This is a genomic window from Shinella sp. R2-11 (assembly GCF_055330205.1).
Map to the genome: position 1 here is coordinate 243,771 of NZ_JBVAPC010000008.1, position 23,633 is coordinate 267,403.

30 protein-coding genes are annotated in these 23,633 nt (G+C 66.2%); 13 read left to right on the plus strand and 17 right to left on the minus strand.

Annotation, left to right across the window (positions count from 1 at the left end; translation table 11 throughout):
• Window positions 1-100: 100 nt before the first annotated feature.
• A complete protein-coding gene (locus ACZ1A1_RS20085; RefSeq protein WP_415214267.1) occupies window positions 101-355 on the plus strand; it encodes a hypothetical protein in 255 nt (84 codons plus the stop codon).
• Here the strand turns inward: ACZ1A1_RS20085 and dprA are convergent.
• The 4 genes from dprA to ACZ1A1_RS20105 all read right to left on the minus strand — a co-directional run bounded on the left by dprA (window position 287) and on the right by ACZ1A1_RS20105 (window position 4,449).
• Window positions 287-1,438, minus strand: a complete 1,152-nt coding sequence (dprA, locus tag ACZ1A1_RS20090; protein ID WP_415214268.1) for a DNA-processing protein DprA — start codon at window positions 1,436-1,438, stop codon at window positions 287-289. The two genes, ACZ1A1_RS20085 and dprA, sit on opposite strands and share 69 nt — an antisense overlap.
• A 2-nt stretch (window positions 1,439-1,440) precedes the next feature.
• Complete coding sequence (plsY, locus tag ACZ1A1_RS20095; RefSeq protein WP_463621358.1) at window positions 1,441-2,046, minus strand: glycerol-3-phosphate 1-O-acyltransferase PlsY; 606 nt, start codon at window positions 2,044-2,046, stop codon at window positions 1,441-1,443.
• A gap of 172 nt (window positions 2,047-2,218) precedes the next feature.
• A complete protein-coding gene (locus ACZ1A1_RS20100) occupies window positions 2,219-3,511 on the minus strand; it encodes a dihydroorotase (protein ID WP_463621294.1) in 1,293 nt (430 codons plus the stop codon).
• The gene (locus ACZ1A1_RS20105; RefSeq protein ID WP_463621295.1) at window positions 3,508-4,449 is read right to left on the minus strand and encodes an aspartate carbamoyltransferase catalytic subunit; all 942 of its coding nucleotides are present in this window, start codon (window positions 4,447-4,449) and stop codon (window positions 3,508-3,510) included. The genes ACZ1A1_RS20100 and ACZ1A1_RS20105 overlap by 4 nt, the downstream gene beginning before the upstream one ends.
• Before the next feature lie 172 nt (window positions 4,450-4,621).
• Between ACZ1A1_RS20105 and ACZ1A1_RS20110 the strand changes: the two genes are divergently transcribed.
• Entirely contained in the window at window positions 4,622-6,268 is a 1,647-nt protein-coding gene (locus ACZ1A1_RS20110) for an acyl-CoA dehydrogenase family protein (protein WP_313196351.1), read from the plus strand.
• On the opposite strand, the gene ACZ1A1_RS20115 is transcribed toward ACZ1A1_RS20110, so the two are convergent.
• Entirely contained in the window at window positions 6,250-7,185 is a 936-nt protein-coding gene (locus tag ACZ1A1_RS20115; protein ID WP_313196352.1) for an AEC family transporter, read from the minus strand. The genes ACZ1A1_RS20110 and ACZ1A1_RS20115 overlap by 19 nt on opposite strands.
• Window positions 7,186-7,368: 183 nt before the next feature.
• On the opposite strand from ACZ1A1_RS20115, the gene ACZ1A1_RS20120 reads away from it, so the two are divergent.
• The gene (locus ACZ1A1_RS20120; RefSeq protein ID WP_162911518.1) at window positions 7,369-7,527 is read left to right on the plus strand and encodes a hypothetical protein; all 159 of its coding nucleotides are present in this window, start codon (window positions 7,369-7,371) and stop codon (window positions 7,525-7,527) included.
• Complete coding sequence (locus tag ACZ1A1_RS20125) at window positions 7,524-7,847, plus strand: DUF6105 family protein (RefSeq protein WP_463621296.1); 324 nt, start codon at window positions 7,524-7,526, stop codon at window positions 7,845-7,847. The genes ACZ1A1_RS20120 and ACZ1A1_RS20125 overlap by 4 nt, the downstream gene beginning before the upstream one ends.
• Here ACZ1A1_RS20125 and ruvX read toward each other — a convergent pair.
• Window positions 7,796-8,278: a Holliday junction resolvase RuvX gene (gene ruvX, locus ACZ1A1_RS20130; protein WP_463621298.1), complete on the minus strand. Its 483-nt coding sequence runs from the start codon at window positions 8,276-8,278 to the stop codon at window positions 7,796-7,798. The two genes, ACZ1A1_RS20125 and ruvX, sit on opposite strands and share 52 nt — an antisense overlap.
• Window positions 8,279-8,287: 9 nt before the next feature.
• A complete protein-coding gene (locus tag ACZ1A1_RS20135) occupies window positions 8,288-8,584 on the minus strand; it encodes an alkylphosphonate utilization protein (RefSeq protein ID WP_463621299.1) in 297 nt (98 codons plus the stop codon).
• Window positions 8,585-8,717: 133 nt separating this feature from the next.
• Between ACZ1A1_RS20135 and ACZ1A1_RS20140 the strand changes: the two genes are divergently transcribed.
• The 4 genes from ACZ1A1_RS20140 to ACZ1A1_RS20155 all read left to right on the plus strand — a co-directional run bounded on the left by ACZ1A1_RS20140 (window position 8,718) and on the right by ACZ1A1_RS20155 (window position 12,080).
• Window positions 8,718-9,422: a metal-dependent hydrolase gene (locus ACZ1A1_RS20140; RefSeq protein ID WP_463621300.1), complete on the plus strand. Its 705-nt coding sequence runs from the start codon at window positions 8,718-8,720 to the stop codon at window positions 9,420-9,422.
• A gap of 218 nt (window positions 9,423-9,640) precedes the next feature.
• Window positions 9,641-9,928 (plus strand): Asp-tRNA(Asn)/Glu-tRNA(Gln) amidotransferase subunit GatC, encoded by a 288-nt coding sequence (gene gatC / locus ACZ1A1_RS20145; protein WP_119258661.1) that lies wholly within the window; start codon window positions 9,641-9,643, stop codon window positions 9,926-9,928.
• A 44-nt stretch (window positions 9,929-9,972) separates the two neighbouring features.
• Window positions 9,973-11,454, plus strand: a complete 1,482-nt coding sequence (gene gatA / locus ACZ1A1_RS20150; protein WP_463621301.1) for an Asp-tRNA(Asn)/Glu-tRNA(Gln) amidotransferase subunit GatA — start codon at window positions 9,973-9,975, stop codon at window positions 11,452-11,454.
• 113 nt (window positions 11,455-11,567) lie between these two features.
• Window positions 11,568-12,080 (plus strand): GNAT family N-acetyltransferase, encoded by a 513-nt coding sequence (locus ACZ1A1_RS20155; RefSeq protein ID WP_463621303.1) that lies wholly within the window; start codon window positions 11,568-11,570, stop codon window positions 12,078-12,080.
• A 48-nt stretch (window positions 12,081-12,128) separates the two neighbouring features.
• On the opposite strand, the gene ACZ1A1_RS20160 is transcribed toward ACZ1A1_RS20155, so the two are convergent.
• The 4 genes from ACZ1A1_RS20160 to ACZ1A1_RS20175 form a co-directional block, all read right to left on the minus strand.
• On the minus strand, window positions 12,129-12,389 hold the full coding sequence (locus tag ACZ1A1_RS20160; RefSeq protein ID WP_463621305.1) for a YjhX family toxin: 261 nt from the start codon (window positions 12,387-12,389) through the stop codon (window positions 12,129-12,131).
• A 187-nt stretch (window positions 12,390-12,576) separates the two neighbouring features.
• Window positions 12,577-13,479: an NAD(P)/FAD-dependent oxidoreductase gene (locus tag ACZ1A1_RS20165; protein ID WP_463621306.1), complete on the minus strand. Its 903-nt coding sequence runs from the start codon at window positions 13,477-13,479 to the stop codon at window positions 12,577-12,579.
• An 84-nt stretch (window positions 13,480-13,563) separates the two neighbouring features.
• Complete coding sequence (locus tag ACZ1A1_RS20170; RefSeq protein ID WP_463621307.1) at window positions 13,564-14,007, minus strand: Rrf2 family transcriptional regulator; 444 nt, start codon at window positions 14,005-14,007, stop codon at window positions 13,564-13,566.
• Between the two features lie 57 nt (window positions 14,008-14,064).
• Entirely contained in the window at window positions 14,065-14,370 is a 306-nt protein-coding gene (locus ACZ1A1_RS20175) for a DUF1294 domain-containing protein (RefSeq protein WP_463621308.1), read from the minus strand.
• 129 nt (window positions 14,371-14,499) lie between these two features.
• On the opposite strand from ACZ1A1_RS20175, the gene gatB reads away from it, so the two are divergent.
• From gatB to ACZ1A1_RS20195, 4 genes are all read left to right on the plus strand, one after another.
• Window positions 14,500-16,002 (plus strand): Asp-tRNA(Asn)/Glu-tRNA(Gln) amidotransferase subunit GatB, encoded by a 1,503-nt coding sequence (gatB, locus tag ACZ1A1_RS20180; RefSeq protein WP_463621309.1) that lies wholly within the window; start codon window positions 14,500-14,502, stop codon window positions 16,000-16,002.
• Window positions 16,003-16,006: 4 nt separating this feature from the next.
• Window positions 16,007-16,507 (plus strand): GNAT family N-acetyltransferase, encoded by a 501-nt coding sequence (locus ACZ1A1_RS20185; RefSeq protein ID WP_463621310.1) that lies wholly within the window; start codon window positions 16,007-16,009, stop codon window positions 16,505-16,507.
• A gap of 151 nt (window positions 16,508-16,658) precedes the next feature.
• Window positions 16,659-17,054 carry an NADH:ubiquinone oxidoreductase subunit NDUFA12 gene (locus ACZ1A1_RS20190; RefSeq protein ID WP_203318668.1) on the plus strand — a complete coding sequence of 132 codons (396 nt, stop codon included), beginning with the start codon at window positions 16,659-16,661 and terminating at the stop codon, window positions 17,052-17,054.
• Between the two features lie 76 nt (window positions 17,055-17,130).
• Window positions 17,131-17,571, plus strand: a complete 441-nt coding sequence (locus ACZ1A1_RS20195) for a DUF2155 domain-containing protein (RefSeq protein ID WP_313196362.1) — start codon at window positions 17,131-17,133, stop codon at window positions 17,569-17,571.
• Window positions 17,572-17,587: 16 nt separating this feature from the next.
• On the opposite strand, the gene aat is transcribed toward ACZ1A1_RS20195, so the two are convergent.
• The 5 genes from aat to ACZ1A1_RS20220 form a co-directional block, all read right to left on the minus strand.
• The gene (gene aat, locus ACZ1A1_RS20200) at window positions 17,588-18,202 is read right to left on the minus strand and encodes a leucyl/phenylalanyl-tRNA--protein transferase (RefSeq protein ID WP_463621311.1); all 615 of its coding nucleotides are present in this window, start codon (window positions 18,200-18,202) and stop codon (window positions 17,588-17,590) included.
• Window positions 18,203-18,215: 13 nt separating this feature from the next.
• Entirely contained in the window at window positions 18,216-19,562 is a 1,347-nt protein-coding gene (accC, locus tag ACZ1A1_RS20205) for an acetyl-CoA carboxylase biotin carboxylase subunit (RefSeq protein ID WP_313196364.1), read from the minus strand.
• Window positions 19,563-19,572: 10 nt separating this feature from the next.
• Window positions 19,573-20,037 (minus strand): acetyl-CoA carboxylase biotin carboxyl carrier protein, encoded by a 465-nt coding sequence (gene accB, locus ACZ1A1_RS20210; RefSeq protein WP_463621312.1) that lies wholly within the window; start codon window positions 20,035-20,037, stop codon window positions 19,573-19,575.
• 22 nt (window positions 20,038-20,059) lie between these two features.
• Window positions 20,060-20,497, minus strand: a complete 438-nt coding sequence (aroQ, locus tag ACZ1A1_RS20215; RefSeq protein ID WP_119258645.1) for a type II 3-dehydroquinate dehydratase — start codon at window positions 20,495-20,497, stop codon at window positions 20,060-20,062.
• 144 nt (window positions 20,498-20,641) lie between these two features.
• The gene (locus ACZ1A1_RS20220; protein WP_313196383.1) at window positions 20,642-21,403 is read right to left on the minus strand and encodes a DsbA family protein; all 762 of its coding nucleotides are present in this window, start codon (window positions 21,401-21,403) and stop codon (window positions 20,642-20,644) included.
• 208 nt (window positions 21,404-21,611) lie between these two features.
• Between ACZ1A1_RS20220 and ACZ1A1_RS20225 the strand changes: the two genes are divergently transcribed.
• Window positions 21,612-22,751: a pyridoxal phosphate-dependent aminotransferase gene (locus ACZ1A1_RS20225; protein ID WP_463621313.1), complete on the plus strand. Its 1,140-nt coding sequence runs from the start codon at window positions 21,612-21,614 to the stop codon at window positions 22,749-22,751.
• 74 nt (window positions 22,752-22,825) lie between these two features.
• Here the strand turns inward: ACZ1A1_RS20225 and ACZ1A1_RS20230 are convergent, their stop codons facing one another.
• Entirely contained in the window at window positions 22,826-23,590 is a 765-nt protein-coding gene (locus ACZ1A1_RS20230; RefSeq protein WP_463621314.1) for an SDR family oxidoreductase, read from the minus strand.
• Window positions 23,591-23,633: the final 43 nt, after the last annotated feature.

The window sequence follows — 23,633 nt, forward strand, 5'->3', positions numbered from 1 at the left end:
TATTGTGATGTTGCAATTATAAATAATCGTTGTATCGTTTCCTAGGGAGAGGAATTGCAACCTTTCGGTGATTCTGAAACGTAGGCACAACGGGAAAGCCATGAACTCGAAACCCACCAGACCTGCGCTTCCGCCGCATACGGCAGAGGAGAACATCGCCTACACCCGCCAGATGCTGGGCGAGCTGCGCACCGTCGTGAACAACGAGGGTGCGGACGTCCTGCGCTATTTCATAGAGATGGCCTATATGGAGGCGGGCGATATCCTGGCGGGGCTGCGCCCGCTGTCACACAAGGTTCAGCGAGACGCCGCCGCCGACATGCCGCTGAAGCCGGCCGGCAAGGTCAAGTTCTAGGAGGACGAGATAGACGGTCGCCGCCGGGATGCCGGTGTGGCGGATGATCTCGTCGATCTCGGCGGGCACCTGGCTCAGCGCATCCGCGATACGGTCGCGTTCTCCGTCGCTCGGCGGCAGCCGCAGGCCGGGTGCGACGTCCTCCGCCGGTTCGCCGGCGCCGGGGCGGGGGGTGAAGAGGTCCGGCTCCGACAGGGGCCGCAGGGCCTCCAGCACGTCTTCCGGCGTCGTGGTGATGGTCGCGCCGTCCTTGAGCAGGCCGTTGGTGCCCTCGCAGCGCGGATCGAGCGGCGAGCCGGGCACGGCGAAGACCAGCCGGCCGAAATCGGCCGCGTTGCGCGCCGTGATCAGCGAGCCGGAGCGCACCGCCGCCTCCACGACCACGAGCCCGAGCGACATGCCGGCGATCAGCCGGTTGCGGCGGGGAAAGTCCCGCGCCCGCGGCTCCCAGCCGAAGGGCATTTCGCTGACGGCAAGGCCCTGTCCGTCCGTCAGCTCCTCCAGCAGGCCGATGTTTTCCGGGGGATAGGGCTTGTCGAGCCCGCCGGCCATGGCGGCGATGGTGCCGGTGGAAAGGCTGGCACGGTGGGCCGCCGTATCGATGCCGCGCGCAAGGCCCGACACGATGACATAGCCGGTGCGGCCGACCTCCCGCGCGACGAGGCTGGCGAACTTGATGCCGGAGATCGAGGCGTTGCGCGCGCCGACGATGCCGACGGCCGGCGCCGCCGTGACCTTGCGGTTGCCCTTGACGGCGAGAAGCGGCGGCGCGCCATCGATCTGGCGCAGGAGCGGCGGATAGTCCGGTTCGCCGATGCCGACGAAGCCGGCGCCGTGCCGCTCGGCGATTTCCAGTTCCCGTTCCGCCTCTGCCCGGCCGGCGACGCGGATGCTGCGCGAGGCGCCGCCGCGGCGGGAGAGTTCCGGCAGCATTTCCAGCGCCGTCTCGGCGCTGCCGAAATGATTGATGAGCTCGCGGAAGGTGACCGGACCGACATTGTCGCTGCGGATCAGCCGCAGCCAGGCGATCCTCTGTCGTTCCGTCAGCGCAATTCCCCTTGTCCTTGCGCTGCGGTCGTCCATGGCTATCCCTTGCTGCCGATCCTGCTTTCGGTGCCGTTCATCAGGCGGCCGATATTGGCCCGATGCTTCCACCAGGTGATCACGGTGAGGACGGCGAAGAGCAGCGCCACCTTCTCGTGACCGATGAACCACAATACAACCGGAGATACGGCAGTTGCAACCAGGGCCGAGAGCGACGAATAGCGGGTGAGATAGGCCATGCCGATCCAGACGGCGGCGAAGACCGCGACCATGACCGGCACGAGGCCGAGCAGCACGCCGACATAGGTCGCGACGCCCTTGCCGCCCTTGAAGCCGAGCCACACGGGAAAGAGATGGCCGAGAAAGGCGGCAAGGCCCGCCGCGATGCCTGCGTCGAGCCCCCAGCGCGAGGCGACGGCCGCCGCCGCCGTGCCTTTCAGCGCATCGAGCAGCAGCGTTGCGGCGGCGAGTTTCTTGTTGCCGGTGCGCAGGACGTTCGTTGCACCGATATTGCCAGAGCCGATGGCGCGCACATCGCCGAGCCCGGCCATGCGGGTGAGGATCAGGCCGAAGGGGATGGAGCCGAGAAGATAGCCGAAGGCGAGGGCGGCCAGCGTCGGCAAGGCGCCGAGCTGCCAGGTGAAGATGTCGGACACTGTGTTCTCCCCCGAGACGTCTCTTTCCATGGAACCGCTCTGCCCCTGACCTCCTCCTCACAAGCGGGGAGGCGAATGGAAGCGTTGCGGCAAGTCTCCTTCTCCCCGCCTGCGGGGAGAAGGTGCCCGGCAGGGCGGATGAGGGGCAATTCGCCGCGTTCCGTCAGCCGAGCGAATGCACCCGTTCGCCGGCAACATAGGTGCTAACGGCGCGCCCCGTAAAGCGGGCATCTTCGAACGGCGTGTTCTTCGAGCGCGAAACGAAGCCGTCCTTGACGGCGAGCCACGGCTCGTCCGGATCGATCAGCACGATGTCGGCACGGGCGCCCGGCGCCAGCGTGCCGGCATCGAGGCCGAAGATCTTTGCCGGGCGCGTCGAGAGCGCGTCGATGAGGCGCATCAGCGGAACCTCGCCGCTGTGGTGAAGCCGAAGCGCCGCCGCAAGCATGGTTTCGAGGCCGATGGCGCCGTCCGCGGCATCCGCGAAGGGCAGGCGCTTGGTGTCGACGTCCTGCGGATCGTGCGAGGAGACGATGATGTCGATCTCGCCCCGGGCCAGCGCATCCACCATCGCCTTGCGGTCGTCCTCGCCGCGCAGCGGCGGGGAGAGCTTGAAGAAGGTGCGGTATTCGCCGATGTCGTTCTCGTTCAGCGTCAGGTGATTGATCGAGGCGGCGCAGGTGACGTTCGCGCCGCGCTCGCGGGCGATCTTCACGGCCTCCGCCGATTCCGGCATCGAGATCTGCGCGGCATGGTATTTCGCGCGGGTGAGGCCGGCGATGCGCAGGTCCCGTTCGAGCGGGATGAGTTCGGCCTCGCGCGGCGTGCCGGAAAGGCCGAGCCAGCTCGCCAGAAGCCCCTCGTTCATGACGCCGCCGGCGCCAAGATGCCTGTCGCGGGTCTCCAGCGAAATGACGCTGCCGAATTCGCGGGCATAGGTCATGGCGCGGCGCAGCACCTGCGCATTGTGCATCGGGTTGCGGCCATTGGTGAAGGCGACGGCGCCGGCCGCCTTGAGCAGGCCGAATTCCGTCATCTCCTCGCCGGCGAGATGCTTGGTGAGCGCGGCCGCCGCGTGGATGTTCACCACGGCCTTGTCACGCGCCGTCTTCAGCACGAATTCGACGAGCGCGATGTCGTCGATGACGGGATCGGTGTCCGGCATCATGATGAAGGTGGTGACGCCGCCGGCCGCCGCCGCGCGGGAGGCCGATTCGATGGTCTCGCGGTGCTCCGCGCCGGGCTCGCCGACGAAGACCCGGGCGTCGACGAGGCCGGGAGCGGCGATCATGCCGCGCCCGTCGACGATCTCGGCGCCTTCCGGCGCGCCCTGGTTTTGCGCACCGCTGCCGATGGCGGCGATCCTGCCGTTCTCGATGACGATGGAGCCCGTCTCATCCAGGTCGCGGGAGGGGTCGACGATGCGGAGGTTCTTGAGGACGGTCGTGCGGGTCATGCGCGGGGTCCCTGGTTCTGCGAAAGAAGAAGCGTTTCCATCACGGCCATGCGGACGGCGACGCCCATCTCGACCTGCTGCTCGATCACGCTCTGCGGCCCGTCGGCGATCTCGGAGGCGATCTCGACGCCGCGGTTCATCGGCCCCGGATGCATGACGAGCGCATCCTCCTTCGCCGCCTTCAGCTTTGCAGCGTCGAGGCCGTAATAGTGGAAGTATTCGCGCACCGAGGGCACGAAGGCGCCGGACATGCGCTCGCGCTGGAGGCGCAGCATCATCACGACGTCGGCGTCCTTCAGGCCCTCTTCCATGGAGTGGTAGACCTCGGCGCCCATCTCCGCGATGCCGGCGGGCAGCAGCGTCGCCGGGGCGACGACGCGCACCCGCGCGCCCATGGCGTTGAGGAGCAGGATGTTCGAACGGGCGACGCGCGAATGCAGCACGTCGCCGCAGATGGCGACGATGATGCGCGAGAGCTTGCCCTTGGCGCGGCGGATGGTCAGCGCGTCGAGGAGGGCCTGCGTCGGGTGCTCGTGCTGGCCGTCGCCGGCATTCACCACCGAGCAGGAGACCTTCTGCGCAAGGAGCGCGGCGGCGCCGGCGGAGGAGTGGCGCACCACCAGCACGTCCGGGTGCATGGCGTTCAGCGTCATCGCCGTGTCGATGAGCGTTTCGCCCTTCTTCACCGAGGAATTGCCGACCGACATGTTCATCACGTCGGCGCCGAGGCGTTTGCCGGCAAGCTCGAAGGAGGATTGCGTGCGGGTGGAGGCCTCGAAGAAGAGATTGATCTGCGTCAGGCCCCGAAGGGTCGACGTCTTCTTCTCCCGCTGGCGGGAGATCTTCACGGCCTCGTCGGCGCGGTCGAGCAGGAGGGTGATTTCCTGCTCGGTCAAACCCTTGATGCCGAGAAGGTGGCGATGCGGAAAGAAGTCCATGGGGGCTCCGCCTCAACTGTCGTGGATACGCGGGGTCTATAGAGCCTCGATCCGGCCCCGGCAAGGCGGAGCGGCCAAGGCTTTGCGCATTCCCACGCTTTTGTGCGCGCAACCGCGCCTGTGGCCGCAAGGCCCCGTTTCGCACCGCCCCGACTTGGGATAGAACCCGCTCATGACTCGCGACACCGAACAGAAACTTGCCGATCTCAACCAGCCGCCGCTCTGGTCGGGCATCAACGCCTATCGCTCCGATCCGCTGCTGGTCGACGCCACCGATGCGATGCCGAAGCCTTTGCGCGACGAGTTCGACGCGATCGGCCGCTACGTGACCGCGCCGGAGGCGCAGGAGCTCGCCCGCATGGCGAACGAGGGCGTGCCGCAGCTTCGCACCCACGGTCCGCGAGGCGAGCGGCTCGATGTCGTGGATTTCCATCCGGCCTGGCACGCGCTGATGCGCCGCTCCATGGCGAACGGCCTGCATTCCTCGCTCTGGGAAAACGTGCCGGACGAGCAGGGCAGGGCGCATAAGGCGCGCGCGGTGCGCTTCTACCTGACGGCGCAGCTCGAATGCGGCCATCTCTGCCCGCTGACGATGACGAGCGCTTCGGTCGCCGCGCTTTCCGCCTCGCCGCAGGTGCAGCGCGAATGGGGCCGCAAGATCCTGTCGCGCAAGTACGATTCCACCAACAAGCCCGCCATGCAGAAGAGCGCCGTCACCATCGGCATGGGCATGACGGAAAAGCAGGGCGGCACGGATGTGCGCGCCAACACCTCGCGCGCCGAGCGCGTCGGCGAAGGCATCTACCGGCTGACCGGCCACAAGTGGTTCATGTCGGCGCCGATGAGCGACGGCTTCGTCATGCTGGCGCAGACCCGCGAGGGCATCGGCTGCTTCCTCGTGCCGCGCCTGCTGGAGGACGGCTCCAGCAACGGCCTGCGCTTCCAGCGGCTGAAGGACAAGCTCGGCAACCGCTCGAACGCCTCCTCGGAGGTCGAGTTCTCCGAGACCTTCGGCTTCCTGCTCGGCGCGCCCGATGCCGGCATCCGCACCATCCTCGACATGGTGACGCTGACGCGGCTCGACTGCGCGCTGGCCTCATCCGGCATCATGCGCGCCTCGCTGGCCGAGGCCGTGCACCATACGCGCGGCCGTCATGTCTTCGGCAAGCCGCTCGTCGCCCAGCCGATCATGACGCGGGTCCTTGCCGACATGGCGCTCGACGTCGCGGCGGCGACCGCGCTTTCCCTGCGCCTTGCCGAAGCCTTCGACAAGGCGCGCGACAGCGCGGAAGACGCCGCCTATGCCCGCATCATGACGCCTGTCACCAAATACTGGTGCTGCAAGATCGCGCCCGCCCTCATCTACGAGGCGATGGAATGCATCGGCGGCAGCGGCTATGTCGAGGAGCGGCCCATCGCCCGGCATTACCGCGAGGCGCCGGTCAACGCGATCTGGGAGGGCTCCGGCAACGTCATGGCGCTCGACCTGATGCGCGTCATCGGCCGGGGCAAGGATCTCTTCGAGATGCTCTTCGCCGGCCTTGCCCGCGACCTCGGCCCGGCCGGACGGAAGACGGTGGAGGTGCTGCGCGCCTGCCTGTCGCTCTGCGAGCGCGACGAGGGCGCGGCCCGCATGCTCATCGAGCAGCTGGCGCTTGCCGCCGCCGCCGCCGAGCTCTATCGCGCCGGTGCCGGCCGCATCGCCGATGCGTTCCTCGAAACGCGCCTCGCCTCCGGCTGGCGCTCGACCTACGGCATGCTCGATTCTCGCTTCGATTCGGCCTATATCGTCGACCTGCTCTATCCGCCGGCGAGATAAGCCGTCGTCGCCAGCACCATCGGAATGGTGAAGAAGGAGGCGATCGTCTGGAGCGTCGCCACGGCGGCGTAGAACGGCGCGTCGCCGCCCATCTGCTTGGCCAGCACGTAGCCGTTCATGGCGGTCGGCACGCTCGCGCCCATGGCGATGGTGAGAAGCTGCTCGCCGCGCATGCCGAGCGCATAGGCCGCGCCCGTCATGACCAGCGGCATGAAGAGAAGCTTGAGCACGACGGGAAGAAAGGCCAGCGGCCGGGGCCGCAGGGCATCCGTGAGCTTCAGCCCGGCGCCGACCATGATGAGCCCGAGGCTGAGCGAGGTATCCGCCACCAGCTCCGCCGTCTGCATCAGCGGCGCATAGATGCGGATGCCGAGGAGGTTCACCGCGACGCCGAGCACCGAGCCGATGATCATCGGATTGGTCAGGATCTTCCGCGCGAAGGTCCTGAGGCTCCGCGTGCCGCCGCCGAAAAGCACCAGCACGCCGATATTGTAGAGGTTGATCGGGATGATGATCAGCGTCGCCACCAGCGCGACGAGCGCGAGGCTCTGCGCGCCGTAGAGCTTTTCGGCGATCGCCAGCGCGATGAAGGCGTTCCACCGCGTCGAGGTCTGGAAGACCGAGGTATAGGTCGGCGGCGAGATGCCCGCCGCCCGGAACAGCGGCCAGCAAAGGCCTAGGAGGAGCGCGATGAGGCTGAGCGATCCGATGGAGCCGAGGGCGACGTCGCCAGCCGCCATGCCGGCAAATTCCGCCTTGGCGAGCGTGGTGAAGAGCAGGGAGGGGAACAGCACGAAGAAACCGAGCTGCTCGAGCCCGGTCCACATGTCGCGGTCGATCAGCCGCCAGCGCTTGATGAGGGCGCCGAGAACCACGAGCAGGAAGACGGGCAGGATGCTTTCGAAGATGGCGGGCATGGCACCGGATCGGCAGGGAAGGGACCGCTGCTCATTCCACGCCGCGGCCGGCCTTGCAAGGGGCAGGGGGCGGGAAGCGCCGTGTGGAAATTAACCTTAATGGAGGGTTTCCGTTGCGCGGGGAAGGTTAACGGGCAAAGGTGCCGTTTACCTGGTGTTAACCATGTGAAGCGAGTGCCTGCCATGGCCAGAACGGCCCGCATATCGGTCATGACGACCCTGTTTTCCTTCGCGGCGGTGGATATCGTCGTGCCGCTCCTCGTGCTCGTTGCGGGCGTGGCGGTCAGCGAGATGATTTTTGCAGCCGGCGACCTCTTCGCGATGCGGAGGAGGGCGGCATGAAGTGGTTCCTGATTCTGTGGGCCGGTCCCATCGCGCTGCTCGGAAGCTGGTACGGGCTTTCTTACTACGACATGAATTTCGGCATCTTCATGCTGACGCGGGATGCGCATGACCTCGTCTTCCGCATCTACGGCCATATCCTCGGCATTCCGCCGGAAGACCTGCCGCCGCTCGTGCTGCGCGCCATCGTCTTCGACAGTTTCCTGGTGTTCGGTCTCATCGCCTTCCGCCGCCGCCGGCAGATCACCGCCTGGTGGCGCGCGCGCCGTCAGGCGTCGGCAGCCCTTGCCAGCGACGAGAGTCTGTCCAGCGCGCCCTGAAGGATGAAGGAAGCGGCGGCCGAATCGATCCGCTCGGCCCGCTTCTTGCGCGACACGTCCATCTCGATCAGCGTGCGCTCCGCCGCGACCGTCGACAGCCGCTCGTCCCAGAAGACGAAGGGGATGTCGGTCTTGTCGGCCATCGAGCGCACGAAGGCGCGCGTCGCCTGCACGCGCGGGCCGGCGCTGCCGTCCATGTTGACAGGCAGGCCGATGACGAAGGCGACGACCTTCTCCTTCTCGGCAAAGGCGAGCAGCACCTCGGCATCCTGCGTGAACTTCACCCGCTTCAGCACCGGCCGGGGCGTCGCCAGCCGCCGGCCAAGGTCCGAGACGGAAAGGCCGATGGTCTTGGTGCCGAGGTCGAGGCCGGCGATGGGCTGGCCGGGGCCGAGGAACGCCGCCAGTTCTTCGAGGGTGAGCGTCGCCATGAAAAGCCCTCAGCGCTTGCGGACGAATTCGGTGCGCAGCACCAGCCCCTTGATGGCGTCGTGTCGGCAGTCGATCTCTTCCGGGTTGTCGGTGAGGCGGATCGACTTGATGACGGTGCCTTGCTTGAGCGTCTGGCCGGCGCCCTTCACCTTCAGGTCCTTGATCAGCACGACCGAATCGCCGTCCGCAAGCACGTTGCCGCTGGCGTCGTGCACCACGCTCGCGGAGGCCTTTTCGGCTGCGATTTCCGAGGCCGGACGCCATTCGCCGGTGGCTTCGTCATAGATGTAGTCGTCGTCGCTCATGGCGGGGTTCCTTTCATTATGGTGTAAGCCACGCTTATAAGGTTTAAATCACGCTTATAGCGTTCGCGCCGCGGATGGAAACAGCCTTCGCGGTTTCTATATTGCGGGCAGGCAATCAATCGGGAGAACATGCATGAAAATCACCTGGCTCGGCCACTCCGCCTTTCGCATCGAGACGGCGAAGGCCAGAATCCTCATCGACCCGTTCTTCACCGGCAATCCCGCTTTCGACGAATCGACCCGCAAGGACGCCGTCGCGGGCCTCACCCATATCCTCTTGACCCACGGCCACGGCGACCATGTCGGCGATACGATCGAGATCGCCAGGGAAACCGGCGCGACGGTTCTCGCCAATGCCGACCTTGCCGCCTGGCTCGGCGCGAAGGGCGTGGAGAAGGTCGACATGGGCAACACCGGCGGCACCGTGCATTTCGACGGCTTCTCGACCACCTTCGTCAATGCGCTCCATTCTTCCGCGCAGATCACCGAGGACGGCGTTTCCCATTCGCTCGGCAATGCCAACGGCCTCGTCCTCCATTTCGAGGACGAGCCGACGCTCTATCACATGGGCGACACCGACATCTTCTCCGACATGGCGCTGGTCAACGAGCTGCACCAGCCGGAAATCGGCCTCGTGCCGATCGGCGACCGCTTCACCATGGGCGGTGCCGTGGCCGCGCTCGCCTGCCAGCGCTTCTTCAAGTTCGACACCGTCCTTCCCTGCCACTACGGCTCCTTCGGCATCATCGACCAGACGGCGGACCTTTTCGTGAAGGCGATGGACGGCGCGTCGGCGAAGATCGAGGTGCCGAAGGTCGGCGGTTCGATCTCGCGGTAAGACCCCTCCCCAACCCCTCCCCACAAGGGGGAGGGACTTAACGGGCCGCGCCCTCTGCATTCCATTTCGAACGATGAGCAAGCCTCCTTCTTCTCCCCCCTTGTGGGAGAGATGCCGGCAAGCGGAGGGGGCCTTGTCGGAGATTGACCGCATTCCCCGTTGCGCCCCTTGGGCTTGGTCAGTATAGCGGGGATGAAATTTCCTGTCGGAGACCACCCATGTCCGTAGATCTAGCCACCGTGAAGCGCGTCGCGCGCCTTGCCCGCATCGCCGTCAGCGAGGAAGAGGCAAGCCGCATGATGGGCGAGCTGAACGGCATCCTCGGCTTCGTCGAGCAGCTTTCCGAGGTGAATGTCGAGGGCGTCGAGCCGATGACGTCCGTCACGCCCATGGAGATGCGCAAGCGCGAAGACGTCGTCAACGACGGCAGCAAGGCGGACGATATCGTCGCCAATGCCCCGGCGTCCGACCGCAACTTCTTCCAGGTGCCCAAGGTCGTCGAATAACGCCCTTCGCCGCCAGAGCCGTCCGCTTCCGAAAGTAGTCCTCCATGACCGAACTCACCCGCCTCACCATTGCCGAAGCCCGCGAAAAGCTCGGCGCCAAGGAGATCACCGCCGTCGAGCTGACGGACGCCTATCTCGGCGCGATCGAGGCCGCGAACGGCGCGCTCAACGCCTATGTCACCGTCACGCCGGAAAAGGCGCGCGAGATGGCGAAGGCCTCCGACGCCCGCATCGCCGAAGGCAAGGCGGGTGCGCTGGAAGGTATCCCCCTCGGCATCAAGGACCTCTTCGCGACCGAAGGCGTGCACACGCAGGCCTGCAGCCACATCCTCGACGGCTTCAAGCCGAAATACGAATCGACCGTCACGCAGAACCTGTGGAACGACGGCGCCGTCATGCTCGGCAAGCTGAACATGGACGAGTTTGCCATGGGCTCCTCCAACGAGTCCTCCTATTACGGCCCGGTGAAGAACCCATGGCGCGCGGCCGGCTCCAATGCCGATCTCGTGCCGGGCGGCTCCTCGGGCGGTTCGGCCGCTGCCGTCGCCGCGTTCCTGTGCGCCGGCGCGACCGCCACGGACACCGGCGGCTCGATCCGCCAGCCCGCCGCCTTCACCGGCACGGTCGGCATCAAGCCGACCTATGGCCGCTGCTCGCGCTGGGGCATCGTCGCCTTCGCCTCCTCGCTCGACCAGGCCGGCCCCATCGCCCGCGACGTCCGCGACGCCGCGATCCTCCTCAAATCCATGGCCAGCGTCGACGCCAAGGACACGACCTCCGTCGATCTACCGGTGCCGGATTACGAAGCCTCGCTCGGCCAGTCGCTGAAGGGCATGCGCATCGGCATCCCGCGCGAATACCGCGTCGACGGCATGCCGGAAGAGATCGAGGCGCTCTGGCAGCAGGGCATCGCCTGGCTGAAGGATGCCGGCGCCGACGTCATCGACATCTCCCTGCCGCACACGAAATACGCCCTGCCGGCCTACTACATCGTCGCCCCGGCGGAAGCCTCCTCGAACCTTGCCCGCTACGACGGCGTGCGCTACGGCCTGCGCGTCGACGGCAAGGATATCGTCGACATGTACGAGAAGACCCGCGCGGCCGGCTTCGGCACCGAGGTCAAGCGCCGCATCATGATCGGCACCTATGTGCTCTCGGCCGGCTACTACGACGCCTATTACCTGCAGGCCCAGAAGGTGCGCACGCTGATCAAGCGCGACTTCGAGCTGGCCTTCAACGCCGGCGTCGACGCCATCCTGACGCCCGCCACCCCGTCGTCGGCCTTCGGCATCGCCGACGAGGACCTCGCCTCCGATCCGGTGAAGATGTATCTCAACGACATCTTCACGGTGACGGTGAACATGGCCGGCTTGCCGGGCCTTTCCGTTCCCGCCGGCCTCGATCACAAGGGGCTGCCGCTCGGCCTCCAGCTCATCGGCAAGCCCTTCGAGGAGGAAACCCTCTTCAAGACGGCCCATGTCATCGAGAAGGCCGCCGGCCGCTTCGCGCCGACCCGCTGGTGGTAAGGGGGCGTCCGGCCCCTTATCGGCTTCCGCCGCTTCATCATCTCCGTGGATAGCGGCCGGCGTCTCTCGCCAATCGCGCCGCGCGGTGCTTTGATGGCGGCGGAGAGAGCCGCATGATCACCGTTCGCAATGCCCTCGAGGAAGATGTACCGGCGCTGATCGACATCGGCGTCCGGGCCTGGGAACAGGCCGTCATCGGCGTGGCCGACCTCCAGGTGCGGCGCGATCATGCCCGCAATGCCTTCCAGCAGTTCCTTGCCGCCCATTGGCTGCGCGCCAGCGTCGCCGAATTCGGCGGCGTCCTTGCGGGCTGGGCCTCGCGCGAGGCGCTGGACGACGAGATCACCGATCTCTGGATCGATCCGCCGCAGCAGAGGAAGGGGCTCGGCTCGGCCCTGCTTGCCGCCATGGAAAACGAGATCGTCGCGGCTGGATTGAAGGCCGCGCGCCTCCAGACGCATGCGCGCAACACCGCGGCCGTCGGCTTCTTCCAGAAGCATGGCTATTCGGTGAGCTGGCTGTCGGTGGATTATTCGCCGCGGCTCGACCGCAACGTCGAATCCATCGGCCTGCGCCGGCAGCTCGTCGCGGACGAGCCGATCGGCTACGGGCCGGGCGGTTTTTGAGGGAGGCGGGCCTTCGCCGCGCCTCCCGTCGAATCACTGCCCGTCGAATCACTGGTTGTCGAGCTGCGCGCGCACCAGTTCCAGGCCCCGCTGCGTGATGCGGTAGGGCCTGCCGCCGGAGGAGGCGATGCAGCGCCGGCGTTTCAGCTTGCGGAAGAGGTCGAGGTCGAGGCCACCCGCCCGCCAGCCGTCCCGCGTGATGCAGGCGACCGTCACGATCTTCCTGTTGTCGTCGTCTTTTTCGATATCGATCCTGCCGCCCTGGGCGAGCAGATGAAGGATGCGCTGTTCGGCGCGTGAAATGTCCATTGTCCTGAGAATCCGTCCGGCGTTCGAATGAACGCGAAAAAACGTTCCGCCACCCAGGGGTGGCAGGGCTCGTCGTTTTTCCGACCCTGCGCGCAAGCTTTCGCGGGCAGGGTCCTCAGCGGGCCTCAGAGCTAGACATCAAAACTCCATTGCGGATGCCCCGAAATAGCCGGGGCATCCATAAAGGTCAATGCGCAGGCCAGATCAGCGAATGGTGCAGGAAGACGCCGGCCTTCACGCCGTTGGCGGAGGCGAGCGAGATATTGGCGGCGCCGAGCGCGATGTCGCCGGCGGCATAGAGGCCGGGCAGGGAGGTCTGGCCGGTGTCGTCGGTGTCGAGGATGCTGCCGACGGGCGTCTCCTTCAGCCTCAGGCCGCGTTCGGCCGGAATGGCGCTGCGCACCCGCGCCTCCGGCATGACGAAGAGCGCCTTGACCAGCGTCGGAATGCCGGGGCCGGTCTCGACGGCGAGCATGCCGTCAGGCCCATCCGAAATGGCCGTGACGCGGCCCGGCCGCAGCTTCACATTGCGTTTCGCGAGAACGGCAAGGGCCTCTTCGTCCGGTTCCGGCACCTGATTGGTGAAGAGCGTGACATCGCCCCAGTCGGCGACCACCGCCGCAAAGCGCGCGGCCTCCGCCGTGCGCGCGAGCACCCCGACCGGCCCGCCGCCCACTTCATAGCCATGGCAATAGGGGCAATGCAGCACCGTCTTGCCCCAGCGCTCCGCAAGGCCCGGGATGGCGGGCAGCCGGTCCTCGAAACCCGTCGCGAGCAGCACGCGCCGCGCCGCGATCCGCCCGCCGTCGCCGGTGACGACGGAGAAGGCGTCCCTTGTCCCCTCCAGCCGCTCGGCCGGCGCATCGCGGAAGGTCACGGTCTCGTAGGCGGCAAGCTGGCGGCGGGCATCGGCGAGGATCTCGCCGCCCGGCCTTCCGTCCTGCGCGAGGAAGCCGTGCGAATGGGCGGCGAAGCGGTTGCGCGGCTCGCCGGTGTCGATGATGGTGATGCGGCGGCGGGCGCGGGCGAGCTGCATGGCGGCGGAAAGGCCGGCAAAGCCCCCGCCGATGATGATGGCATCTTCGGTCATGGTTCATCCTTTCTATGGAGCGAGCGGCATCGTTCGGCCGGCCGGTGCCGCCCGTTCGATGCAGGTCTTGGGAATTGGCTGCCTTTAGCCGGTATCGGCCCGGCAGTGTTTCGCCGCCACCCGGAAATCGGCCGCGAGGTCGGCCAGCGTCGTGCCGGCGAAGCGCGCCATCAGGATCGTCTCGGCATCCTTCAGCGCGTCGCCGATCACCCGGTTGACGGATTGCTCGACCACGCAGCCCGGCATTTCCGTCGCCGGGCCGATCTGGAAGAGGATCGGCTCGCCGAGCGCATTGTAGATGTCGAGCAGCGAGATTTCGGCGAGCGGTCGGGCGAAATGCCAGCCGCCGCCATGGCCGCGGCCGGATTGCACGATGCCGGCCTCGCGCAGCCCGGCCATGGTGCGCCGGACGACGACGGCGTTGGTGTCGAGGCAGAGCGCGAGATCGTCCGAGGTCATCGGCTCCTCGCGCTCGGCCATGTGCATGAGTGCATGGAGCACGGCGGAAAGGCGGCTGTTTCTTTTCATGTAACAATAATAGTTACGAATCCTGCCGCATGTCAACACATGCCGGCAGGAGGCCGCTCAGCCGGCACGCAGCATATCGAGGAGGGCAGGGCCGAAGATCAGCGCCGCCGGCACGAGCGCCACATGCAGCACGAGGATCGCCATGAGCTGCGTGCGGAACGGCTCCTTGCGCGTCTTGTGCCGCAGCAGCCGCTGCGCGGCGACGGCGCCGAAACTGCCGCCGAGGAAGGCGAACTGCAGCAGCCGCGCTTCGGAAACGCGCCAGGTGCCATCGCGCGCCGCTTCCTTGTCCCACCAGTAGAGGCAGAACGTGACGACGTTGAAGAGAAGGAAGATGACGAAAAGCGTTGCTGTGGTGCCCATGGCATGCTTTTAGCCGATTATCCTTGCGGCTTGGCTAACGAGGGTGGACGGCACCCGCTGAAAACCTTGCGCCGCCTGCCCATATGTTCTACCGAGACAGCACCGAAGACACCACAAAAAGAGCCTGCAATGACCCTCGTCGACGTCCGCACCCCCGATCCGAAACGCTTGATCCCCGGCGCCACCGGCGACTGGGAAGTCATCATCGGCATGGAGGTGCACGCGCAGGTCCTTTCCAATTCCAAGCTCTTCTCCGGCGCGTCGACCGAATTCGGCAAGGCGCCGAACGCCAACGTCTCGCTGGTCGATGCCGCGATGCCCGGCATGCTGCCGGTCATCAACATCGAGTGCGTCAGGCAGGCGGTGCGCACGGGCCTCGGCCTCAAGGCGCAGATCAACCACCGCTCGATCTTCGACCGCAAGAACTACTTCTATCCGGACCTGCCGCAGGGCTACCAGATCTCGCAGTTCAAGGACCCCATCGTCGGCGAGGGCAAGATCACCATCTCGCTCGGCCCGGACCGCCAGGGCAATTTCGAGGATATCGAGATCGGCATCGAGCGCCTGCACCTTGAGCAGGACGCCGGCAAGTCGATGCACGACCAGCACCCGACCATGTCCTATGTCGACCTCAACCGCTCGGGCGTCGCGCTGATGGAGATCGTCTCCAAGCCGGACATGCGCTCCTCGGACGAGGCCAAGGCCTACATGACGAAGCTGCGCTCCATCGTGCGCTATCTCGGCACCTGCGACGGCAACATGGACGAGGGCTCCATGCGCGCCGACGTCAACGTTTCCGTGCGCCGCCCGGGCGAGGCCTTCGGCACGCGCTGCGAGATCAAGAACGTCAACTCCATCCGCTTCATCGGCCAGGCCATCGAATATGAGGCCCGCCGTCAGATCGGCATCCTGGAGGATGGCGGCAGCATCGACCAGGAAACCCGCCTCTTCGATCCCGGCAAGGGCGAGACGCGCTCGATGCGCTCGAAGGAAGACGCGCACGACTACCGCTATTTCCCCGACCCGGACCTCCTGCCGCTCGAATTCGACAACGAATTCGTCGGCGCGCTGCTCGCCGACCTGCCGGAACTGCCGGACGACAAGAAGATCCGCTTCGTCAAGGATCTCGGCCTTTCCGTATACGACGCCTCGGTGCTCGTCTCGGAAAAGGCGATCGCCGACTATTACGAGGCCGTGGCCGCCGGCCGCGACGGCAAGATCGCCGCGAACTGGGTCATCAACGACTTGCTGGGCGCCTTGAACAAGGACGGCAAGGCCATTGAAGAGACTCCGGTTTCGCCCGCCCAGCTCGGCGGCATCATCGATCTCATCAAGGACGGCACCATCTCCGGCAAGATCGCCAAGGACCTCTTCGAGATCGTCTGGAACGAGGGCGGCAACCCGGCCGAGATCGTCGAGGCGCGCGGCCTCAAGCAGGTGACCGATACCGGCGCCATCGAGAAGGCCGTGGACGAGATCATCGCCGCGAACCCCGACCAGGTCGAGAAGGTCAAGGCCAAGCCGACGCTCTCCGGCTGGTTCGTCGGCCAGGTCATGAAGGCGACGGGCGGCAAGGCCAATCCGCAGGCCGTCCAGGCCCTCGTCAAGGCCAAGCTCGGCATCGAGGAGTAACCCGGTGTTTTTTGTCCGCACGGCCACCGAACGCGATCTGGCGAAGGTCAGCGCGCTTCTGGCCGAGACGTGGCACGCGACCTATGACGCGCTCTACGGCGCCGACAAGGTGAGCGCGGTCACCGCGCGCTGGCATTCCGTGCCGGCGCTGAAGGCCCGGCTGGAGCGCAAGGACAGCGAATTCGTCGTCGCCGACGACGGCAGGGAGCTGGCCGGCATGGGCTATGTCGCCATGTCGAAGGACCGGCCGAAGGCGGCGCTCCTGCACCAGCTCTACGTGCTGCCGCGCTACCAGCGCCAGGGCATCGGCCGCGACATGTTCGCCGAGCTCGAAACCTGCTTTCCCGATGCCGATGCCATGCTGCTGGAGGTCGATCCGCGCAACGATGCGGCGGTCGCCTTCTATCTCGCGCACGGTTTCGTCAAGGTCGGGGAGGCGAAGCACACGGCGGATGACGTCTCGGGCGTGCCGCTTCACGTCTACGAGAAGCCGCTTCACGGTTGACCGCGGTGAAAAGCCGTGTGCGAAGGCGCGGGAATCGCTGGACATTCCGGCGCTGCCGCGCCATAAGCGGAAGAAATATCACCCGCTCTTGCGGGCGAACAATCAGTCTCGGGCCGCGCTTCCGGCACGGCCCTGCCAAGGACGCCAGCCCATGAACCTTCTCAAGCAGATTTTCACCTGGTGGAACGGTCAGACGATCGGCACTCGTTTCCATACCTGGCGCTTCGGCACCCGGGTCGGCCAGGACGAATTCGGCAACGTCTACTATCAGGGCGGCAAGGATTCCGAGGGCCGCACGCGCCGCTGGGTGATCTATAACGGCTATGCCGACGCATCCGCCATTCCGGCCGGCTGGCACGGCTGGATGCACCACCGCACCGACGTTTCCCCGGCCGACGAGGAATACAAGGCGCGCGAGTGGGAGCAGCCGCACCGCCCGAACCGGACCGGCACCTCGCAGGCTTACCGCCCGCCGGGCTCGATTGCCGCCGCCGGTGAGCGTCCGCGCGTGACGGGCGACTACGACGCCTGGACGCCGGGCAACTGATACCGATTTGGCCACATTTCGCCGGTAGCTCGGAGCGACCGGCGACGGCCGGTTCGGATCGCAGGAGACGGCATCGATGACAGCAGGGTTTTCACGGGCAGGCGCCGCAGGGCGGTTCCTTTCGGTCGCGCTTGCAGCGGCGGCCGCGGGCATCGCCATGGCGCCCGTCGCGGCCAAGGCCGCACGTATCGAGAACCCCGTCGCCACCTTTTCCGGCATCGACAAGATCACCGGCCGCATCACCAGCTTCGATGTCTATATCGGCGAGACCGTGCAGTTCGGCGCGCTGCAGGTGACGCCGAAGGTCTGCTACAGCCGCGACGATACGGAAGCGCAGAAGATCACCTCCTTCGTCGAGGTCGACGAGATCACCCTCGACCGCAAGATCCGCCGCATCTTCACCGGCTGGATGTTCGCCGACAGCCCCGGCCTCAACGCCGTGGAGCACCCCGTCTATGACGTCTGGCTGACCGAGTGCAAGACAAAGTCGGACGTCCCGCCGCCGGACGGCAAGTAGGCCGGATCAGGGGCGGTCAGAACGGCAGGTGCGGCGAGGCCAGCGCGTTCGCCAGCATGTCCTCGTATTCGATCTTCGGCACGTCGATGGCCCCGAACGTCTTGAGGTGCTCGGTGGTGAACTGCGTGTCGAGCAGGCGAAAACCGTTCGCCTTCAGCCGCTCCACCAGCGCCACGAGGCAAACCTTCGAAGCATCGGTCCGCCGCGAGAACATGCTCTCGCCGAAGAACGCCGCGCCCAGCGAGACGCCGTAGAGGCCGCCGACGAGCTGGTCGCCTTCCCACGCTTCCACGCAATGCGCATGGCCCATCCGGTGCAGGGTGCCGTAGAGCGACTTGATCTTGGCGTTGATCCATGTCGAGGGCCGGTCGGGCGCCGCCGCGGCGCAGGCCGCCACAACCGCGTCGAAGGCGGTGTCGAAACGGATGTCGAAGGGGGCCTTGCGGATCGTCTTGGCGAGGCTGCGCGAGACGTGGAAACCGTCGAGGGGGATGACCCCACGCATGTCCGGCTCGACCCAGAAGAGCTCCGGGTCGTCCGCCGAATCGGCCATCGGGAAAAGCCCGATGGAATAGGCGCGCAGGAGCAGTTCCGGGGTGATTTCCGGATGCCGTCTGCGTCGCCCTGCCACTGACCGACGCTCCTTAAGCGTCGGTCTTGCTGGCCAGGTAGTCTTCCAGCCAGTGGATGTCGTAATCGCCGTTAGCGATGTCCTGGTTGCCGATCAGGTCCTGGAAGAGCGGCAGCGTCGTCTTGATGCCGTCGATGACGAACTCGTCCAGCACGCGGCGCAGGCGCATCATGCATTCGACGCGGGTGCGCCCGTGCACGATGAGCTTGCCGATCAGGCTGTCGTAATAGGGCGGGATGCGGTAGCCCTGATAGGCGCCCGAATCGACGCGCACGCCAAGACCGCCCGGCGCATGGAAATGCGTGATCGTGCCCGGGGAGGGAACGAAGGTGCGCGGGTCCTCGGCATTGATGCGGCACTCGATGGCGTGGCCGGAAAAGACGATGTCTTCCTGCTGGACCGACAGACCCGCGCCGGAGGCGACGCGGATCTGCTCGTGCACGAGGTCGATGCCGGTGATCGCCTCGGTGATCGGATGCTCCACCTGGAGGCGGGTGTTCATTTCGATGAAATAGAACTCGCCGTTCTCGTAGAGGAACTCGACCGTGCCGGCGCCGCGGTATTTCAGCTTCTTCATGGCGTCGGCGCAGATCTGGCCGATCTTCATGCGCTGCTCGACATTGAGGGCAGGGGAATTGGCTTCTTCCCAGACCTTCTGGTGGCGGCGCTGCAGGGAGCAGTCGCGCTCGCCGAGATGCACCGCGTTGCCCATGCCGTCGCCGACGACCTGGATTTCGATGTGGCGCGGCTTGCCGAGGTACTTTTCCATATAGACGGCGTCGTTGCCGAAGGCGGCGAGCGCCTCGGAACGGGCGGTCGAGACGGCCTCTTCAAGGTCGGCCTCGGTCTTGGCGACCTTCATGCCGCGGCCGCCGCCGCCGGCGGTGGCCTTGATGAGCACGGGGAAGCCGATCTTGCGGGCGACTTCCAGCGCGTTCTCCGGCTTCACCTCGCCGTCGGAGCCCGGAACGACGGGAATGCCGAGTTCCTGCGCCGTCTGCTTGGCGGTGATCTTGTCGCCCATGATGCGGATATGTTCCGCCGTCGGGCCGATGAAGGTGATGCCGTGCGCGTCGAGGATCTCCGCGAACTTGGCGTTTTCCGACAGGAAGCCGTAGCCCGGATGCACGGCGTCGGCGCCGGTAATCTCGCAGGCGGCGACGATCTGGTGGATGTTCAGGTAGCTTTCGCGCGAGGGCGGCGGGCCGATGCACACGCTCTCGTCGGCAAGGCGCACATGCATGGCGTCGGCATCGGCCGTCGAATGCACGGCGACCGTGGCGATGCCCAGTTCCTTGCAGGCCCGGAGGACCCGGAGGGCGATTTCGCCGCGGTTGGCAATGAGGACTTTGGAGATCATGGGATCCGCCTTATTCGATGACGATCAGCGGTTCGCCATATTCGACCGGGCTCGCATCCGAGACGAGGATTTCGGTGACCTTGCCCGAGCGCGGCGCCGGGATCTGGTTCATCGTCTTCATGGCTTCGATGATGAGGATGGTCTGGCCTTCCTTGACGCTCGCGCCGACCTCGATGAAGGGGCGGGCACCCGGAGCGGGCGAAAGGTAGGCGGTGCCCACCATCGGCGCGGTCACGGCGTTCTTGTTGCTGCGGGCATCGGCCGGCGCGGCTGCGACGGCAGCGGTGGGCGCTGCGCCGACGGCGGCAACGGGGGCGGCGATCGGCGCCTGGACATATTGCGGCGTGCCGGCGCGCGAGACGCGGATGCGCAGGTCGTCCTGCTCCACTTCGATCTCCGTCAGGTCCGTCTCGTTGAGGATGTTGGCGAGATCGCGGATCAGAGCCTGATCGATGCCGTGTTTCTTTTCAGCCATGGAAGTGAGCCTCTGGTTCTTTTTATTTCGTGATGGATGAAAGCGCATGGAGCGCGAGGACATAGCTATGCGCCCCGAAACCGCAGATGACGCCCTTCACGGCGGGCGCGATCATCGATTTGTGGCGGAATTCCTCGCGGGCATGCACGTTGGAAAGGTGCAGTTCGACGACCGGGACCTTCACGGCGCGGATGGCGTCGTGCAGCGCGATCGAAGTGTGGGTATAGGCACCGGCGTTGATGGCGACGCCGGCGGCGACATCGCCGGCCTCATGGATCCAGTCGACCAGGTCGCCTTCGTGGTTGGATTGGCGGAAATCGACGGCAAAGCCCAGCGTCTCGCCCTCGGCCTTGCAGAGCGCTTCGATATCGGCGAGCGTCTGGCCGCCATAGATACCGGGCTCGCGTTTGCCGAGTGCGTTCAGGTTGGGGCCGTTGAGCACGAAAAGGGGTAAAGCCATTCGCAATTCCGCATGCTGGATAGAGATTTACCTATAGACCGGCGGTTTGCGCGAGGAAAGCCCCAAGGAAGGGGCTTTGCCGGTCGAAAGGGCGTGTCCACAAGCCAAAGGCTCAACACGGCCAGCATGGCGAGAAAATGGCGCTTACGAGCAGTTCGCCTTGCCGCAGGCGCGGACATTGGCGATCTTTTCCTTCAGGTCGTCCGCGCCGACCGCGCCGAACACCATCTCCTGGCCGAGCACGTAGGAGGGCGTGCCGGTGATGCCGAGGTCGTTGGCCAGCGAATAGGCTTGGCGCACCGCGTCGTCATGCGGCTTCTCGGTCATGGTCTTGCGGATATCGGCTTCCGGAACGCCCATGCTTGCGGCCAGCGCGATGGCGCTCTCCTCCGTCGCGCGGCCTTCGCCGCCGAGCAAGGCGCGGTGGAATTCGCCGTACTTCTCCGGCGCGAGATCGCGGAAGGCGGCGCTCACCTTGTGGGCGGCAAGCGAATCGGGGCCGAGGATCGGCAGCTCCTTGAGGACGAAGCGGATGTTCTTGTCCTCTTTCAGCAGCTCGTCCATGTCGGAAAGGGCCCGCTTGCAGTAGCCGCAATTGTAGTCGAAGAACTCGACGATGGTGACGTCGCCCTTCGGATTGCCGAGCGCGATGTCGTAGGGCGAGGAGAAGATCGCCTTCTCGTTGTCGGTGATGGCGGACTGGGCCTTGGCCTGCTGCTGCGCTTCCTGCTTCTTCTGCAGGGCCTCCTGCACGTCCAGCAGGATTTCCGGGTTCTCGACGAGATATTCCTTGATGAACTCGCCCATCTCCTTTTTCTGCGCGTCGTCGAGGGCGAGAGCGGGAAGGGGGGCTGCGACCGCGATGGTAAGAGCGACGGTGGCCGCGAGCTTCGTCTGGAATGTCATGTCTGTCCTGTCCTCGTCCTTGATGCGCCGGAGAAGTGCCATCGGCGGCACCCGCGCGTCAATGCGCTGCGCAGCGCTTTCAACGACCTTATGGCGGGCGGCATGCAAACGATAGGGCAAAAGCGGCGGATTTTCGGCCCTCGCGGGATTGTGAAGGCCGGCGTCTTGCGGCAGGAAGGCGGCATCCCACCAACCGGAAGCAAAACCCATGAAACTCTCCCGCCGCGGTGCAGTCGAACCCTTTCACGCCATGGACGTGCTGGCCGAGGCGACGAAGCGCCGCGCGGCCGGCCGGCCGGTGATCTCGATGGCCGTCGGCCAGCCCGTCCACCCCGCGCCGCAGGCCGCCCGCGAAGCCGCGCGCCGGGCGCTGGAGGTCGGCCGCATCGGCTATACGGATGCGCTCGGCCTCATTTCGCTGCGCCAGGCCATTGCGGATTTCTACCGGACCCGCCACGGCGTTACGGTTGATCCCGGCCGCATCGCCATCACCACGGGCTCCTCCGCCGGCTTCAACCTCGCCTTCCTCGCGCTGTTCGACGCCGGAGACCGCGTCGCCATCGCGCGGCCCGGCTATCCGGCCTATCGCAACATCCTCGCCGCGCTCGGCATCGAGACGGTGGAGATCGAGGTGAGCGCCGAGAACGGTTTCACGCTGACGCCCGAGGCCTTGCAGGCGGCGGGCCGTATCGACGGCGTGCTGCTGGCAAGCCCCGCCAACCCGACCGGCACCGTGACGGGCCGGGCGAAGCTTGCGGCGCTCTCCGCCTATTGCCGGGACAACGGCATCGCCTTCATCTCGGACGAGATCTACCACGGCCTCACCTTCGTCGGCGAGGAGGCTACGGCGCTGGAATTCGGCGAGGAGGCGGTGATCATCAACTCCTTCTCGAAATACTATTGCATGACCGGCTGGCGGATCGGCTGGATGGTGCTGCCGGAAAAGCTGGTGCGCCCGGTCGAGCGCATCGCGCAGAGCCTCTACATCTCCGCGCCGGAACTGTCCCAGATTGCCGCGGAGGCCGCGCTCGGCGCCGAGGCGGAGCTGAACGTCTATCGCGACGCCTACCTCGTGAACCGCGATTTCCTCGTCGAGCGCCTGCCGCAGCTCGGCTTCTCCATCGCCTCGCCGATGGACGGCGCCTTCTATGCCTATGTCGACGTCCGCCGCTTCACCAATGACAGCATGGCCTTTGCCCGCCGCATGCTGGCCGAGACGGATGTGGCGGCAACGCCCGGCATCGATTTCGATCCGCGCGACGGTCACCACACCATGCGCTTTTCCTATGCCGGCTCCTTCGAGGAGATGAGCGAGGCGGTCGACCGCCTCGCGCGCTGGCTCGCCTGAGAACGAAAGCGATTCCGCTTCAGTAGCTTGCGCCCGCAGGCGGAATCGATCTTTCAGGCACTTGAATCACTTTCTCAGACGCGGTTGATCGACACGCCGCCGTCGACGAGCATCGCCGTGCCGGTCGTGAAGCTGGAGGCCGGCGAGCAGAGGAACAGGGCGGCCTCCGCGATTTCCGCCGGATCGGCGATGCGCTTGAAGGCATTGAGACCCGTGACGAACTGCAACGCCTCCGGCGTGTTCGCGACCGCGCGGCCCATCGGCGTATCCGTCGCGCCCGGCAGCAGCGCATTCACCCGGATGCCCTTGCGGCCATATTCGGAGGCGAGCACCTGCACCAGGCCGATGAGGCCGGACTTCGAGGCGGCATAGGCCGCCAGCCCCGGAAAGCCCGCCGTATGGCCGACGAAGGTGGAGGTGAAGACGAGGCTGCCGCCGCCGCGCGCCTCCAGGGCGGGAAGCTGGTACTTCGCGGCCAGGAAGCCGCTCGTCAGGTTGATGTCGAGCACCTTCTGCCATTCCGTCATGGAAAGCGCGGGCAGGGCACCGACCGGCCCCGTCGTGCCGGCATTGTTGAAGGCGATGTCGAGGCCGCCGAATTCCGTCCGCGCGGCATCGACCAGCGCTTCGTGATGCGCTTCCTCACTCACATCGCCGGCAATGGCGGTGACCGAACCGCCGGCCGCGCGGATTTCGTCGGCGACCGCTTCCAGCCGTTCGCGTCCGCGCGCCGAAAGCACGACCTTCGCACCCTGCCGGGCGAAAAGCAGCGCGGCGGCCCGGCCGATGCCGGAGCTTGCGCCGGTGATGATGGCGACTTTGTCGTCGAGGCGTGTCATGGGGAACTCCTGTTGGTTCTGACGACAGCCATGTCGCAGAAGG